Source organism: Photobacterium sp. 53610 (assembly GCF_036409375.1).
In the GTDB taxonomy this organism is placed as follows: domain Bacteria; phylum Pseudomonadota; class Gammaproteobacteria; order Enterobacterales; family Vibrionaceae; genus Photobacterium.
Map to the genome: position 1 here is coordinate 1,070,999 of NZ_JAXOFS010000001.1, position 14,440 is coordinate 1,085,438.

At 50.3% G+C, this 14,440-nt stretch carries 14 protein-coding genes; 9 read left to right on the forward strand and 5 right to left on the reverse strand.

All coding sequences use genetic code 11. The features are described from left to right. Nucleotide 1 precedes the first annotated feature (1 nt). The 5 genes from SPK40_RS04850 to SPK40_RS04870 are packed head-to-tail and all read right to left on the reverse strand — an operon-like array spanning nucleotide 2 to nucleotide 5,342. Nucleotides 2–1,030 carry a flagellar motor switch protein FliG gene (locus tag SPK40_RS04850; protein ID WP_248139939.1) on the reverse strand — a complete coding sequence of 343 codons (1,029 nt, stop codon included), beginning with the start codon at nucleotides 1,028–1,030 and terminating at the stop codon, nucleotides 2–4. Continuing rightward, nucleotides 1,008–2,717, reverse strand: a complete 1,710-nt coding sequence (fliF, locus tag SPK40_RS04855; protein ID WP_330959620.1) for a flagellar basal-body MS-ring/collar protein FliF — start codon at nucleotides 2,715–2,717, stop codon at nucleotides 1,008–1,010. The genes SPK40_RS04850 and fliF overlap by 23 nt, the downstream gene beginning before the upstream one ends. 3 nt (nucleotides 2,718–2,720) lie before the next feature. Then, on the reverse strand, nucleotides 2,721–3,071 hold the full coding sequence (gene fliE, locus SPK40_RS04860) for a flagellar hook-basal body complex protein FliE (protein ID WP_248139935.1): 351 nt from the start codon (nucleotides 3,069–3,071) through the stop codon (nucleotides 2,721–2,723). A 16-nt stretch (nucleotides 3,072–3,087) separates the two neighbouring features. Beyond that, a complete protein-coding gene (locus SPK40_RS04865; protein WP_248139933.1) occupies nucleotides 3,088–4,452 on the reverse strand; it encodes a sigma-54-dependent transcriptional regulator in 1,365 nt (454 codons plus the stop codon). Then, nucleotides 4,452–5,342 (reverse strand): MotY family protein, encoded by an 891-nt coding sequence (locus SPK40_RS04870; protein WP_248139931.1) that lies wholly within the window; start codon nucleotides 5,340–5,342, stop codon nucleotides 4,452–4,454. The genes SPK40_RS04865 and SPK40_RS04870 overlap by 1 nt, the downstream gene beginning before the upstream one ends. Nucleotides 5,343–5,853: 511 nt before the next feature. Here SPK40_RS04870 and SPK40_RS04875 point away from each other — a divergent pair. The 9 genes from SPK40_RS04875 (at nucleotide 5,854) to lafA (ending at nucleotide 14,319) form a co-directional block, all read left to right on the forward strand. Next, the gene (locus SPK40_RS04875; RefSeq protein WP_248139929.1) at nucleotides 5,854–6,669 is read left to right on the forward strand and encodes a FliM/FliN family flagellar motor switch protein; all 816 of its coding nucleotides are present in this window, start codon (nucleotides 5,854–5,856) and stop codon (nucleotides 6,667–6,669) included. 27 nt (nucleotides 6,670–6,696) lie between these two features. Beyond that, a complete protein-coding gene (gene fliN / locus SPK40_RS04880; RefSeq protein WP_371929400.1) occupies nucleotides 6,697–7,098 on the forward strand; it encodes a flagellar motor switch protein FliN in 402 nt (133 codons plus the stop codon). 122 nt (nucleotides 7,099–7,220) lie between these two features. Next, a complete protein-coding gene (fliP, locus tag SPK40_RS04885) occupies nucleotides 7,221–7,877 on the forward strand; it encodes a flagellar type III secretion system pore protein FliP (protein WP_371929399.1) in 657 nt (218 codons plus the stop codon). Nucleotides 7,878–7,887: 10 nt separating this feature from the next. After that, a complete protein-coding gene (gene fliQ, locus SPK40_RS04890; protein ID WP_248139922.1) occupies nucleotides 7,888–8,157 on the forward strand; it encodes a flagellar biosynthesis protein FliQ in 270 nt (89 codons plus the stop codon). Continuing rightward, entirely contained in the window at nucleotides 8,157–8,936 is a 780-nt protein-coding gene (gene fliR, locus SPK40_RS04895; RefSeq protein WP_248139920.1) for a flagellar biosynthetic protein FliR, read from the forward strand. The genes fliQ and fliR overlap by 1 nt, the downstream gene beginning before the upstream one ends. Further along, complete coding sequence (flhB, locus tag SPK40_RS04900; RefSeq protein WP_248139918.1) at nucleotides 8,933–10,060, forward strand: flagellar biosynthesis protein FlhB; 1,128 nt, start codon at nucleotides 8,933–8,935, stop codon at nucleotides 10,058–10,060. Before fliR ends, flhB begins: the two co-directional genes overlap by 4 nt. A 21-nt stretch (nucleotides 10,061–10,081) precedes the next feature. Beyond that, a complete protein-coding gene (flhA, locus tag SPK40_RS04905; RefSeq protein WP_256549376.1) occupies nucleotides 10,082–12,175 on the forward strand; it encodes a flagellar biosynthesis protein FlhA in 2,094 nt (697 codons plus the stop codon). Next, nucleotides 12,168–12,974, forward strand: coding sequence for a hypothetical protein (locus SPK40_RS04910; RefSeq protein WP_330959621.1), 807 nt, complete (start codon nucleotides 12,168–12,170; stop codon nucleotides 12,972–12,974). Before flhA ends, SPK40_RS04910 begins: the two co-directional genes overlap by 8 nt. Nucleotides 12,975–13,437: 463 nt before the next feature. Then, the gene (gene lafA / locus SPK40_RS04915) at nucleotides 13,438–14,319 is read left to right on the forward strand and encodes a lateral flagellin LafA (RefSeq protein WP_330959622.1); all 882 of its coding nucleotides are present in this window, start codon (nucleotides 13,438–13,440) and stop codon (nucleotides 14,317–14,319) included. Nucleotides 14,320–14,440 lie beyond the last annotated feature (121 nt).

Consider the following 14,440-nt stretch of genomic DNA (forward strand, 5'->3'; position numbering starts at 1 on the left):
CTTACTCCACTGTTTGTTCCTGGTACAGACTCAGTTCGATTTCACCGGCATCAGCCAGTTCACGGACGATCTGCATGATCTCCTGACGAGCCTTCTCAACACGGGAGAGCGGCATGGCACCACGCATGGCCATTTCGTCGTCCAGCGAGTTTGCCATCCGTTGTGGCATCGACTGTTTGATCGCCATCTGCAGTTTGAGATCTGCACCTTTGAGTGCGGTTGCCCACATATCGATAGAAATTTCCTGAACCAGACGGTCCATGGTTGCTTCGCGCTGACGGGCAAGAATCACGAAGTCGAACATGTTCTCTTCGATCTCGCTGACCACTTTCTCGTCGTGCAGCTTCAGCATTTCCATCAACTGAGCACGATCACCTTCAAAGCGGTTGATAATGTCGGCAGCCTGCTTGGCACCCATCACCGACGCACCATGTCCGCCAGACACCTGCTGGATACAACGGTCGATCAGCTGATGCAGATCCTGCGCGATTTCATGATCAATCTCATTCAGGCGTGCCACCCGGTAAATCAGCTCATCATGCTGCTCCGACGGCAGTTTCGCCAGTACTTCAGACGATGTTTCCGGCGGCAGATAAGCCAGGAAAATGGCCTGCATCTGCGGGTGTTCCTGACTGATGAACTTCGCAATGACGTCAGTGTCGACCCACTGCAGACGCTGCATATTGTTCCGCAGTTCATCGCCATAAATACTGTTCAGTACACCTTTTGCCAGATCATTCCCCAACGCTTTCGACAGGGTATTCGACAGATAATCTTTCGAAGCACCCCGGATACCACTGTGGGCACGAAAATCATCAAAAAAGCGCTGAATTACAACTTTGGCATTTTCACTTTTAATCCCGGTCAGTTTGGCCATTGAACGGGTGACGCGTTGTACTTCTTCGCGGGAGAAGTAACGCAGCACCTGCGCGGCTGCGTCCTCTCCCATACCCAGCAGAACCAGTGCTGTTTTATCCACACTGCTCAGGGTTTGCATGTCTGCCGGATTAGTTGTCTCGGTTTTGCTCATTTCCATTCACCCATTGTTTGAGGACTTCAGCAACACGCTGTGGCTCTTCGCTGGCAATCAGTGTCAGGTGCTTCAGCTGGATGTGCAGAGGCGAACCAGAAGGCGGCAACATCATTTCAGCATCAGCGTCCAGACCATTGGTGGTGTGGCTCAACCCTCGGTCAGACAGACGACGGTTCAGCTCATTTTCCTGTGCCTTCTCATCCAGTTCTTTACTCAGGATGTCATCCGGCAGGCTGGCAATTTCCATTTCACGGCGTGCTTTATCCACACCCGTCAGATGACGGATTAACGGACGCAGGACAAAGAAGATCATTGCCAGTCCCAGCAGACCGCCGATGATGTAACGCAGCGGTTGTTGCAGCGCGGTATCCTGCCACCAAGGCATTGGCGCAACCGGGTCGATACTCAGCGGCTTAAAGTTAAAGCTCATCAGGCTCAGGCTGTCACCACGGACATTATTCAGACCCACGGCTTCAGAAATCATCTGGCTGATTTCAGCCTTCTGGGCATCATTCCAGGCCTTTTGATCTGGAGCCACTTTATCGTTCAGCAGCACAGAAACATTCAGTTTTTTGATTTGTCCCTGCTGGAACTGGGTATGACGCACGCTGCTGCCAAGGGCATACTGACGATTCACTTCAGAGCGCTCACTGGTATTTTTCGGCGAGTCTGTTTTTTTATCGTCTTCAACCGTTGGCGGCTGATTGCTCAGAGAGCCTGGTACACCCAGCGCAATTTTATCGACCGAGTTATTTTCGATACTGTGTTCAGAGCGTACAACCGGATTGTTATCAACCATTTCACGGGTTTCTTCAATACGGTTGAAATCCAGATCCGCAGCGACCTGAATCCGGAAGTTGCTCGGACCCAGCAATGGGGTCAGCATGTCAGAAGCACGCTGGATAATTTGTTTCTCCAGGTTTTTCTGATATTCCAGATACTTGGTGTTCATGCGGCCATTGGTCTCAGAACCAATGTCTGCACTCAGCAGACGACCGAACTGATCAACCACTGAAACCTGATCGGCGGCCATCCCCGTCACACTGCCAGACACCAGATTCACGATGGCTTCCACCTGCTCCGGCTTGAGATCCTCACCGGTTTTCAGTTCAACCATGACGGAAGCCGTTGGCTTTTCACCGTTCTGACGAACAAACAGAGTCTGACGCGGAATCGCCAGATGAACGCGGGCGTTGTTCACGGCATTCATAGAAATGATGGTACGAGCCAGCTCACCTTCCAGTCCGTGACGGTAACGTGCCGTTTCCATAAACTGGCTGGTTCCCAGAGAAGAATCTGTCTGCAGTGACTCCAATCCGGTTGGCAGTTTGGCTTTGACACCTTTCGCTGCCAGCAGCATCCGCACTTCAGCAACTTTTCCGTCTTCAACCAGCACCTGACCGTTTGTTTCCTGTAAACGGTATGGAATGCCTTCAGCTTCAAGCACTGAAATAATTTCGCTTGTATCAAAACGCTCTTGCTGACTGTAGAGCGGACGATAGCTTTGTGTTGAGGTCCACAAAGCAACCACAATAATGGCTGCAACAACTGCGGCCAGAGCCGCAGACAGCACCAGATTTCGCTGACTGCTGTACCAGGCTTGTTTCACCCGGTTCAGCAAAGAGTTTTCAGAACGGTCAGATGCGGTCAGTTCAGCTGCCGTTGCTTGAGTAATCATGGTCATAACTTACACCGGCATCTTCATTACATCTTCAAACGCACCGACCACCTTGTTTCTCACCTGCATCAGTGCAGAGAAAGACAGACTGGCCTTCTGACTGGCAATCATCGCACCAACCAGATCATCACTTTTGCCGGTTTCAACCGCAGTCATTTTTGCGCTGGCAACCGCCTGATGACCATTCACCAGGTCAAGCACTTCAGTCATCGCTGAAGAAAAAGAAAGCGGCTTGACTTGCTGGTCTAAAGGGTTGGCTTTCACAGTCACATCCTGCCCGGCCTGAGCTTGCATGAGCTGCATTTTTTCCAGCATGAGTTGCTGGGCTGTTGTTGTCTGCGTCATATTCGTCGCAAGCATGTGTGTCTCCTAATCGTTATGCTGCTGAGCCAATTTGTGAAATATCAATGCCTTGCTCACGCATTGCCGCTAATTTGTATCGCAGTGCCCGGGTCGTTACACCCAGTGCTTTTGCTGTCATGGTTCTGTTGCCTTCATGCTGTTTCAGTACATCGAGCACATACTGAAATTCAGCCTGTTTTTTTGCACCAATATGCCCTTGCTCAGTCCCCATCGCGACTGGCGCAACCGGCATGTATTCAGGTTTAATAGCCTGAACCTTGCTGGTGTCGACAGGCAGCATCAGATCCTGAGCTGTGATAAAATCACCGTGCCGCATTACCAGTGCACGCTGAATAATGTTTTCCAGTTCACGAATATTGCCGGGCCAGTGGTACTGCAACATCATTTGCTGCGCATCTGATGACATCTGACAGGCACTGCCCTGCTGATATTTACTGATAAAGAAATTTGCTAAAGGAAGAATATCTTCAGGACGTTCACGCAGCGGCGGCCAGTGGAGCGGCAATACATCCAGACGGTAGTAAAGGTCTTCACGGAAAGTGCCATCCTGAACGGCCAGACGCAGGTCTTTATTGGTTGCTGCAATCACCCGGATATCCAGCTTGATTGTCTTATGGCTGCCGACCCGTTCAACCTCACGTTCCTGCAGTACCCGCAGGAGTTTGGCCTGAAGCGCAGGAGACATTTCTGCAATTTCATCCAGCAGAATGGTGCCGCCGTTTGCTTCTTCAAACTTACCGCTCTGACTGCCGGTCGCACCGGTAAATGCGCCTTTCACATGACCGAACAACACCGCTTCAAGCATGGATTCAGGAATGGCTGCGCAGTTCACCGCAACAAAAGGCATTTTGCTGCGCGGTGACTGCTGATGAACGTAACGAGCCAGCACTTCTTTCCCTGTACCGGATTCTCCGGTAATCAGAACACTGGCATGGGTGCAGGCTGCGCGGTGAGCCAGTTGCAGAATCTGTTTACTGCGCCAGGACTCCGCCACAATATCTGACATGGGTTTCTGTAAAGCTTCAACGCGGGCGATCAGACTCAGCAATTGTGCAGGTTCAAAAGGTTTCAGAAGATAATCTGTCGCACCGGCTTTCATGGCTTCAGCAGCCAGCAAGCCTTCATGCTGATCAACAATTGCGATGGCAATCCGGCGCTGCTGAGGATCAGCAACGGTCTGGCTGAAGCGAACCCACTCGGTCAATGCCATATCTGGTAAAGCGGAGCTGACCAGAGTGATAGCAGCACGGTGAGATTGCAATCCGGCTTTGCCGGAAGTCAGATAATCTACCTGATAACCAGCCTGCTCCAGCACCTGTATGACTTGCTGAGCCTGCTGCCTGTCCGGTTCAATGAGCTGAATCGTTTTCGTTAACATTACTGAACCCTGCTTTTATCATTGTTATCAGCACGCAAAACCCTCACCGTTACCCTGCGGTTCAACGCCTGGCCCTGTGCTGTCTTGTTGTTCGCAATCGGATAACGCGCGCCATGTGCCCTGATCTGAATCAGATTATTTTTGACACCGGCTTCACGAAGAAAACTCGCGATATCATCCGCACGTACTTTCGAAACCTGAATATTGCCAAGGTTGGAACCCACAATGTCGCTGTGCCCGTCAATCAGCACTTTACTGACAGATTTATCCAGGCGAATGTATTCGGCCAGCTTAGTCAGGGTTTCCTTTTGTTCCGGGGATACGGTGCGTTGTCCCATCTCGTACTGGAACACCATATCTCTTGCCTGACGGTACGACATTGCAGGTAAGCGGGAACGGCAGGCACTGAATTCAGCTAATGCATCTGACATATTGACGCTGGACAGCATCAGATCGACCGGCGAATTGGTGTTCTGGTAAGTTAAAGCGATTCTTGCCCACTGCCCCGCGGTCATGCCATCCAGCAATGTGTCAACGGCACCGGTACCGGTAAATCTCACTTCCGTCGGATCCACCTGCTTACCCGGGCTCAGGGAAGTCTGCTTAGGTGTTTCAACCCAAGGGCCATCCTGAAGGTATAAACCTGCGCGGTCGAACTGAGCGAGAGGACGCATCGGTTTCACTTTAAGAATCAGATTTTCGCCCGCGTCTGCCACGAAACTGACTTCACCGAAGTTTTGCACCTGCTGATTTAATGAGCAGTGAAACGTACCGCCCCGGTATTTCCATTCGACAAGATCCATTGGCGTAGAAACAACTTTTGCTTCAACAGAACCCGCCGCAAGAGCAATTAATAAGAATGTGTATTTCTTGTTGAATGAAATTAACATTTTACCCTTCTCAGATTTTTGGTGATACCAAAATTCAATTATGTCCGAGGAACCAACTTAGCCAAAATTATTAAACAACCAAATTGCTTTTTTATTTCTATATATCTTTTCCTTGCTCAAAATCACTTTAATTCGATTAAGGTGATCTCGATTCAATTTATATTTGACGCACCAATGACACTAAATTGACACAGACATGACATTGCTCCCACTGTTTGATTTAACTTGATATAGCTTCAAAAACAGCAACTTGAGAGCAATATCAAATGAATAAAATAGTGCGTCTTTTTAAAGCGGGCATAAAAGTCTCATCAATTCATATATAAGAAAACCCTGTATATGAAGTTATAATCAACATGTGGACTAACATCACAAATTTAAAATCAATAACTAAAACACAAGAATTAGCTCAGGCTAGACTTAGCGGAACTAATAGTGGTTAAAGCCAATTCGAAGTAAATAACAATCGCAACCTTAATTTGTTGCATATGAGTTCTGACGGATATGCCATATGAAAAAAATTGAGTTAAACAGTGCTCAACATTTCCCCAAACTGAATGTTGAACATTTAGGGCGCCCTATTCATGTCATTCGGGAAGAATTACAAAAAACTTTCTCGCAGGCAGATTCGTCAATCACTCAGGATCTACAACGCTGGGTGAAAGACAAAAACCTGAGCTTCAGACTATCGGATATTCAGCTGGCCAGCAGACAACCAGCCGATCTTGATGAGCACGCTTCTGTCATCCGCCATCAGACTGGCGGCATGGTTCAGGCTCAGTTGGATATCAGTATGCTTCTGGCGCTGTCGGACAAGTTCTATAACGCCGATATCGACCGCAGTCATATCAGCGATGCTTCAAACAAACTGACTGCCAGTGACCTGCGTTTACAGCAGCGACTGCTGGAACGTCTGTGTGCACTGATTGCAGAGAGCGGGCAATGGACAATGACAGATGATGCGATGCGTCATGGCATTGGGCTGCTGGCCACCTTCACAGTCAGTTACCGTAAAAAATCCGCTGACTTTACCCTCTACCTGGATGAAACCATGTTGCAGTCTCTGATGGATGACATGGCCATTCATACCAATGACCAGTTAGACGAAGGTTTCCGCAAAGTACTGGAAAGCACGCCGGTGACTCTTCACGCCACCCTTTGCCAGAAAAAAATGCCTTTAGACGATGTACTCAAACTGCGTCCTGATGACGTATTGAATATCGATCTGCTCACTAATGTTCCGGTTCGTATTGGCCAGGAGCATTTATTTAACGGATGCGTGGCCGACAAAGATGGCCAACTCGTTCTGATTCTAAATGATAAATAAACTACACAGGACCCCAAAATGACCGATTTGAATGAGATGACTGACGTAAACGCATTCAGCGAAGACGATCTGAACTTTGATGATCTGGATCTGGATCAGCTGGATGATGACGTTGAAGCCAGTCAGGAATCCGGTACTGCCTCCCCTTTCATCCCTTACGATGAAGTACCGTCCAGAGATATTAATTTCTTCAAGAAAATTCCTGTCACGGTCACACTGGAAGTTTCCAGCACCGAAGTCTCTCTCGGCGAACTGATGAAAGCCGGTGAAGGCAGCGTGATTGAACTGGACAAGCTCAATGGTGAACCACTGGACGTCAAAGTGAACGGTTCTCTGATGGGCCACGCTGAAGTCGTTGTGGTCAATGACAAATACGGCCTGCGTCTGATTGATATCGTGGACTCACCGCTTAACTCCGTGGAATCCTGATAATGCTCCGCAGTCTCTGTCGTGTTTTAGCCCGCGCCGGCGGGCTATCCTTAGCCGGTTTTCTGATATTGACGCTTTCTTCACACCCGGCATTCGCTTCTGATACGGGTGGCCTGACGCTGATGACAGTTTCAGACGGCACCTCTAATCAGGAATACAGTGTCAAGCTTCAAGTGCTGCTCCTGATGACGGCACTGAGTTTACTGCCTGCATTTCTGCTGATGGCAACCAGCTTTACTCGCATCATTATTGTACTGGCCATTCTGCGTCAGGCCCTCGGCCTGCAGCAGAGTCCGCCAAACCGGGTACTGGTGGGGATTGCGCTGGCGCTGACGCTACTCATTATGCGTCCGGTATGGACTGATGTGTATGAACATGCCTTCAAGCCCTATGACGCAGGTCAGATCACGCTGATGGAAGCTTTCTCTGTGGCAGAAAAACCCGTCAAGGATTTCATGCTCAGACAAACCCAGCAAACGTCTCTTGAGCAGATGCTGCATATTGCAAACGAGCCTCTGGATCAGAAAGCAGAAGATCTGTCCTTTGCCGTGGTGCTGCCGGCCTTTGTAATCAGCGAGCTGAAAACAGCCTTTCAGATTGGTTTTATGCTGTTCATTCCGTTTCTCATCATCGACCTGGTTGTGGCCAGTGTGCTGATGGCCATGGGGATGATGATGCTTTCACCACTGATTATTTCGCTGCCTTTTAAACTGGTCGTATTTGTTCTGGCCGATGGCTGGACCATGACAGTCGGCACACTGTCGGCAAGTTTCGGCTAGGAGAAAAACCATGACACCGGAACTCGTCGTCACCCTGTTTTCAAATGCTGTCTGGATGATCATTACCATTGTGATGGTGCTGGTCGTGCCCGGCCTGCTGGTTGGTCTGGTCATTGCGGTCTTTCAGGCCGCGACCCAAATCAATGAACAGACCCTCAGCTTTCTGCCCCGCTTGCTGGTCACTCTGCTGATGGTCATTTTTGCCGGTCACTGGATGCTCAGAAAACTGATTGACCTGTTTACGCAGTTGTTTCACAACATTCCGGGAATGATTGGCTGATGGATGTCACTTTCGCGCAAATCACAGCCTGGCTCGGGCAAGTCTGGTGGCCATTTTTCCGTCTGGGGGCCGCATTTGTTGCCATGCCTTTCTTCGGCGATGGCGCCATTCCGCTTTGGGTGCGTCTGCTGTTTGCCCTGTCCATCAGTATCCTGATTGCGCCTCTCATGCCGGCGATGCCTGCAGTCGATCCCCTGTCACTCAAAGCACTGGTACTGGCGTTTGAACAAGCGATCTGGGGGGTCTTTTTCGGCTTTATCCTGCATCTGCTCTTCACCACCATGACCATGCTGGGCCAGATTGTTTCCATGCAGATGGGCCTGAGTATGGCCATCATGAATGATCCGGTAAACGGCATGTCTGTTGCGCTGCTGGGCCGGATGTTCCTGATGTTCAGCACCCTGCTGTTTCTGGCCCTGGACGGTCATTTAGTGGTGATTGATATTCTGGTTCAGAGTTTCCATGTCTGGCCGGTCGGCTCCGGGATTAGTGAAGCCACACTTCAACAGGTCATTTCCATGGCCAGCTGGATGTTTGCTTCCGCGCTGGCACTGGCATTACCGGCCATTATTTCGATGCTGCTGGCAAACATCAGCTTTGGTGTGATGAACCGTGCCGCACCGAGCCTGAACGTTTACGCGCTGGGCTTCCCGATGACGATGTTACTGGGTCTGTTCAGCATGCTGATTGCAATCAGCGGCGTCCCGACACGATACACCCAATTTGTTCATACCACTTTGCAGGCACTGACCAGCTACGTCGCAGGAAACGGCATATGAGTGATCAGAGTACTCAGGACAAAACAGAAAAGGCCACGCCCCAGAAAATCCGCAAAGCACGGGAGCAGGGGCAAATTCCCCGTGCGAAAGATCTGACTGCTGCGGTGATTTTCCTGGTTGTGGTCTATTTCTTTTCAATTCAGATCAGCACCATCTGGGACGCCATGAGCGGCGTCTTCCGTTTCAATATGCAGCTGACCCGTGATGATCTGCAGTCGCCCTGGCAGGGAATTGAACACGTGGGCCAGAGTCTGGCCATTGTGATCGAGTTGCTGCTGCCGCTGTTCATGGTGATTCTACTGGCCGCGATAGGCGGCAGCCTGCTCCTGGGCGGCTGGCTGTTTTATCCGGCAGGCGTGATGCCTAAGCTTTCAAAAATCAGTCCGCTGTCAGGTATCAAGCGTATGTTTTCAACCCGCTCGCTGGTTGAGCTGCTGAAATCGTCGCTGAAAGTCACTGTGCTGCTGATGCTGCTTTATCTGTATCTGGATGCTCATCTGGCTGAGCTGCTGGCCATGCAAAACCAGCCGCTGCGTCAGGGCGTGGTCGCCATTATGCAAATCCTGTTCGACGGCGTTCTTATCATGGGTGTTGCCCTGCTTGTCTTCGGTCTGCTGGATGTTCCCTATCAACGCTGGGAGCACATGAAGCAACTGAAAATGACCAAGCAGGAGATCAAAGAAGAATTTAAAAACAGCGAAGGCCGCCCGGAGGTAAAACAACGGATTCGTCAGATTCAGCAGCAGTTCGCCCGGCGAAAAGTGGAGAAGACGGTGCCGCAGGCCGATGTCGTCATCACCAACCCGACGCACTACGCCGTTGCTATCAAATACGATCCGGCAATGTATGACGCGCCCTTTGTTGTCGCGAAGGGGGTTGATGAAATGGCCCAGCATATTCAGCGCATCGCCCGTGAAAACAATGTCGAAGTGCTGAACTCGCCTCCGTTAACACGGGCCATTTACCATACCACGCAGCTGGAACAGGCCGTGCCGAGCCAGTTGTATATCGCCGTGGCACATATTCTGACTTATGTCATGCAGCTGAAAGCCTTCCGTACCGGCAAAGGCGGGCAGCCACAGCCATTACCGACTTTTGTTATCCCACGCCACTTACAGTATTAAGGCAGGAGAGAGATCAAACCCATGCTAAACCGGCTACCTCAACTGAACCATTTTAAGCGCAGCTATATCAGCATTCCTGCTGCGCTGCTCATGATACTGGCGATGGTCATGTTGCCTTTGCCGCCCATGCTGCTGGACGCCATGTTTACGTTCAACATTGTGCTGGCAATCATGGTGCTGCTGGTCAGCACCACGGCAAAACGACCGCTGGATTTCTCCGTATTTCCGACCATTCTCCTGGTTGCCACCCTGCTCCGCCTGACACTGAACGTTGCGTCGACCCGCGTCGTCCTGCTGGAAGGTCATCAGGGCGGCGATGCTGCCGGTAAGGTCATTCAGGCCTTCGGTGAAGTCGTGATCGGCGGTAACTATGTCGTCGGTATGGTTGTGTTCGTCATCCTGATGATCATTAACTTTGTCGTGATTACCAAAGGTGGCGAACGAATTTCCGAAGTGGCCGCTCGCTTTACACTGGACGCCCTGCCCGGTAAGCAGATGGCCATCGATGCCGATCTCAACGCCGGTCTGATCGATCAGGAACGCGCCAAGCTGCGCCGGAAAGAAGTCGCCAACGAAGCCGACTTCTACGGCTCAATGGACGGTGCATCCAAATTCGTCCGGGGTGATGCGATTGCCGGCCTGCTGATTCTGTTCATCAATATTATTGGTGGTGTCAGCATCGGCGTGTTCGAATACGACATGACCGCAGCCGAAGCGTTTAAAACTTTTGCCCTGCTGACCATCGGTGACGGTCTGGTTGCTCAGATCCCATCTCTGTTGCTGGCAACCTCTGCAGCCATCATCGTTACCCGTATCAATGACAGTGATGATGACATGGCAGATGCCATGCGCAACCAGCTGTTGGCTACACCTGCAACCCTCTTTATCGCTGCAGCCATTATGGCAATTGTCGGCAGTGTACCGGGCATGCCGCATCTGGCGTTTTACGCGTTCGCCGCAGTCCTCGGCTATGCCGGATGGCGTCAGGCCAAATCGCCGCAGCATGATGAGCAACTCGATCAGGTCGAGCAGTTAAGCCATGCGATGCGCCGTGAAAGTGAGCAGGCACTTGGCTGGGAAGACATCCCGCACATTCACAGTCTGTCACTGCAGCTGGGCTTCCGTCTGGTCCACCTGGTCAATAAAGATCAGGGCGCACCACTGACCCAGCGCATCCGTGGGATCCGGAAAACCCTGTCAGAACAGGTGGGTTACCTGCTGCCTGAAGTCAGTATTCAGGATAATCTCAGCCTTCGTCCGAATCAGTACACCATTGCAGTCCACGGTGAAATTATTGAGCAGGGTGAAATCGAGCCGGATCGTCTGATGGCGATTGCCGTCGGTGAAACCTACGGTGAGATTGATGGTATTCTGGGTACCGATCCGGCTTACCAGCTGCCGGCCGTCTGGATTGAACCAAGCGACAAGGCTAAAGCCCTGAACATGGGATATCAGGTGATTGACGATGCAACCGTGATCGCAACTCACCTGAGCAAGATCATGAAGAACAATCTCGCTGATCTGTTTACGCATGATGATGTAGAAAACATGATGCAGCGTCTGGCGTCACAAGCACCGAAACTGGCTGAAGCTCTGGGCAATGCCATTACTCCGGCACAGCAATTAAAAGTGTTCCGCCACTTACTGCAGGATCAGGTGCCGGTGAAAGACATCCGCACCATTGCGAATACCATGCTGGACAGCGTTGAAAACACCAAAGACCCGATTCTGCTGGCTGCCGATGTTCGTTGCAGCCTGCGCCGGACGCTGGTGAACCTGATTAATGGTGACCGGAAAGATCTGAACGTCTATACACTGGCTGATGATCTTGAACAAATCCTGCTGCAATCCCTGCAGCAAGCACAGGCAAATGGCCAGGTCGTTCTGGACAGTTTCCCGGTGGAGCCAAATATTCTCCAGCAATTCCAGCAGAATCTGCCACTGGTGAAACAACAGCTGAAGCAACAGAATATGCCGCCTGTTTTGCTTGTTATGCCGCAACTTCGTCCACTTCTGTCACGTTATGCGCGTACATTTGCGCAAGGTCTGGCTGTCTTGTCATATAATGAGATTCCAGAGCATAAGCAAATCAACGTGGTAGGAAACCTTGGCTAAGCTGTTTACCGACACCGCCTTAGGCGAACATACAAGAGGGCTGCTGATTCAGGCAGCCCGGACTCCGGATGATTTCATTCTGTTAGAGGCGATGCAGCATAATGATATTCGCCATGCCTGCCAGCCCATCCGACATACCGAATCCAATGAAGTGACTTTTCAGCACCTCACCCTGCGTTTCGGCAGTAACAATGAGCAAAGCGTCTACCGTTTCGATTTGTCTGATGAGATGCGCTACGCCCTGGATCTGTTTGGCCTGCTTCTGGCGATCAGACATATCAAATTTCAGCAGGAAACCATTCTCCCCAGCCTGATTAACCCGTTGGTTGTGCCACTGCAGGCGGAAACACTGCTGAACTGGGAGCCGGGTCATCAGTTTCTTGCCGCGCTGTATGATTACCATGGCTCAGCCATGCGCGATATCGTTCCCTGTATTCAGCTGTTTCAGCCCGATTTAAACCAAACGCGGCTCAATGAGTTACTCAGCTGGCTGCATGATGCCAGCACAGCCGTCTGGGTTGATCTGCGGTTACCGACCCCCTATTTGCCTTTGCTGGAAAAAACGTCACCGGCGGCCATTAAAGTGGCCCAGATGAATGAAGACACCAGTTTCAAGCAGGGTCTGTTACCCGTCATCCGCTTCCTCCGGCATAACGACATCGATTTTGTGGCGGGTCGCGTTGCCACTCAGCATGACCTGATCCGGTTCAGACGATTAGGTGCCGGATATTATTTTGGTTATATCAGTGATATTCCGACTTCCTTTTCTGCCCCCCGGAAACTAAAACTTGTAAAATAATCAATTCAAATTAAATAAAAAAACGCCAGCCACACCAGCTGGCGTTTTTTATTTATCTCGCCAAAACATAATTTTTTATAAATCCGCGGTTTTACAGAACGAAACTGCCTGTCTGATCGGATAAAAATGTCGGTCAATAACTCATCAATCCAAAAAATTCAGATTCACTCTAGAGACAATTTTCCCTGATTCAGGTCATTTTATTATTTTTTTCACCTGATACTTTAGAACTTTAGAAATCAATCAAGTGATTGTTTCTAAATGACTTATCTCAGAAAAAACGCCAGTGAAGACATCCGACCAATGTGAAAATATCATTTTTTTTCACTTCGATGATTAATCTTTTCAGAGCCTTTTCCGCCTCATATTAGCGAGTAGGAATGACAGCCATACGGAACAACATACGAAATTGTGTGGCGTCAGAAAAAACCAACATGAAGATGTATAACTAAGGAGAACTTTCATGGCTCTATCAATGCACACCAACTACGCATCTCTGGTAACGCAAAACACCCTGAACGGCACAGGTAACATGCTGAACAAAGCCATGGAGCGTCTGGCGACTGGCTACCGCATCAACTCTGCTGCTGACGATGCAGCTGGTCTGCAAATCTCTAGCCGCCTGGAAGCACAAACTCGTGGCATGTCAGTTGCAATGCGCAACTCACAAGACGGCATCTCTATGATGCAAACTGTTGAAGGTGCACTGGACGAAACTGCAAACATCCTGTACCGCATGAACGACCTGGCAACTCAGGCTGCGAACGGTACAAACTCAGTAAACGACCAGGAAGCTCTGTACGCAGAATTCACTGAACTGACCAGCGAGCTGGGCAGCGTAATGGCAAACACTAAGTATGCTGGTGAGACTGTATTCGACGCAGCTGGTGTGAAAGGCGGCGGTATCGTTCTGCAAATCGGTGGTTCTTCTGCTGAGCAGCTGGACTTCGCAACTTCTATCGATACTAAAATTGGTGCAGCGGTAACTGCTCTGCAAGCAGGTGGTACTATCGCATCTCTGACGACTTTCGGTGACACTGGTGCAACAGTAGCAACGAACCAAACCAATGCTCGTGCAGCAATGGACGCGATTACTGCATCTCTGGACACCATCGGTGGCGCTCGTGCAGCACTGGGTGCGAACATGAACCGTCTGGAGCACACCATCACTAACCTGGGTAACATGGTTGAGAACACCACTGCTGCGAAAGGCCGTATCACTGATACCGACTTTGCTGTAGAAACTTCAAACATGACTAAGAACCAGATGCTGATGCAAGCCGGTACGAACGTACTGTCTCAAACGAACCAGCTGTCTGGCATGGCAATGTCTCTGCTGCGCTAATCCCCGGATTAGACTCAGAAACATCGACCTAAGTCACTCCAATTTAAAAAGCCCCGGTTTCGGGGCTTTTTTTTCGTTATAGCTCGCAAAAACAGAAGTTCGTTGATCATTTCCTCCCCTA

Excerpts from the sequence above, each read along its gene's own strand:
- lafA (WP_330959622.1), top strand. The coding sequence starts at position 13,438 with ATGGCTCTATCAATGCACACCAACTACGCATCTCTGGTAACGCAAAAC.
- fliP (WP_371929399.1), top strand. The coding sequence starts at position 7,221 with ATGACAGTTTCAGACGGCACCTCTAATCAGGAATACAGTGTCAAGCTT.
- flhA (WP_256549376.1), top strand. The coding sequence starts at position 10,082 with ATGCTAAACCGGCTACCTCAACTGAACCATTTTAAGCGCAGCTATATC.
- flhB (WP_248139918.1), top strand. The coding sequence starts at position 8,933 with ATGAGTGATCAGAGTACTCAGGACAAAACAGAAAAGGCCACGCCCCAG.
- SPK40_RS04850 (WP_248139939.1), bottom strand. The coding sequence starts at position 1,030 with ATGAGCAAAACCGAGACAACTAATCCGGCAGACATGCAAACCCTGAGC.
- SPK40_RS04875 (WP_248139929.1), top strand. The coding sequence starts at position 5,854 with ATGAAAAAAATTGAGTTAAACAGTGCTCAACATTTCCCCAAACTGAAT.
- fliR (WP_248139920.1), top strand. The coding sequence starts at position 8,157 with ATGGATGTCACTTTCGCGCAAATCACAGCCTGGCTCGGGCAAGTCTGG.
- fliE (WP_248139935.1), bottom strand. The coding sequence starts at position 3,071 with ATGCTTGCGACGAATATGACGCAGACAACAACAGCCCAGCAACTCATG.
- fliQ (WP_248139922.1), top strand. The coding sequence starts at position 7,888 with ATGACACCGGAACTCGTCGTCACCCTGTTTTCAAATGCTGTCTGGATG.
- SPK40_RS04870 (WP_248139931.1), bottom strand. The coding sequence starts at position 5,342 with ATGTTAATTTCATTCAACAAGAAATACACATTCTTATTAATTGCTCTT.
- fliF (WP_330959620.1), bottom strand. The coding sequence starts at position 2,717 with ATGACCATGATTACTCAAGCAACGGCAGCTGAACTGACCGCATCTGAC.
- SPK40_RS04865 (WP_248139933.1), bottom strand. The coding sequence starts at position 4,452 with ATGTTAACGAAAACGATTCAGCTCATTGAACCGGACAGGCAGCAGGCT.